Source organism: Vibrio sp. 1249-1, assembly GCF_033340495.1.
Map to the genome: position 1 here is coordinate 1 of NZ_JAWOWJ010000638.1, position 660 is coordinate 660.

Below are 660 nucleotides of genomic sequence, written 5' to 3' on the forward strand. Positions count from 1 at the left end.
ATTTATTTTGGACTGAACATAGGCGCTACATGCAATTTCTCACATGCAGAGCCTACTTTTTATAGTTCTATCTGATTGAAGATTTACTCAGTGATGTAGAGATCTTTAGAGTAGATCTTTTCTTCCGCGTTGTTTGATGGGAAGCCACCCACTTTCGTAGATAGTAGACGTGATTTCACGTACTGGTAGATAGGTGCCATTGGCATATCCTTCGCCATTAGCTTCTCAGCTTCTAGGTAAAGCGCCTGACGCTCTTCGTTTGACGTAGAGCTGAACGCTTTATTCATAATTGCATCATATTCTTTGCTGTCGTAGTGAATACCACCAGTGGTGTTGTTGCTCATCATTAGAGTCAAGAATGACGAAGCTTCGTTGTAGTCACCACACCAACCAGCACGAGCAACTTCGAAGTTACCTGAGTCTTTTGTTGATAGGTATGTTTTCCACTCTTGGTTTTCTAGCGTTACATCTAGACCAAGTGTTTTCTTCCACATAGAGCCTAGAGCAACCGCAATTTTCTTGTGGTTCTCAGACGTGTTGTAAAGAAGGTTAAACTTAAGTGGATTATCTGCGCCGTAGCCTGCTTCTTCCAATAAACGCGCCGCTTCTGCGTTACGCTCTTCTTGCGTCATTTTGCCGTAAGCAGGAATTTCTGGGTTG

General features: G+C 43.0%; 1 protein-coding gene. It reads right to left on the reverse strand.

Going from position 1 to position 660, the window contains the following annotated elements; translation table 11 throughout:
- Positions 1-83: 83 nt before the first annotated feature.
- A partial coding sequence (locus tag R7Z50_RS28090) for an ABC transporter substrate-binding protein (protein ID WP_318149833.1) occupies positions 84-660 on the reverse strand: 577 nt, incomplete at its 5' end.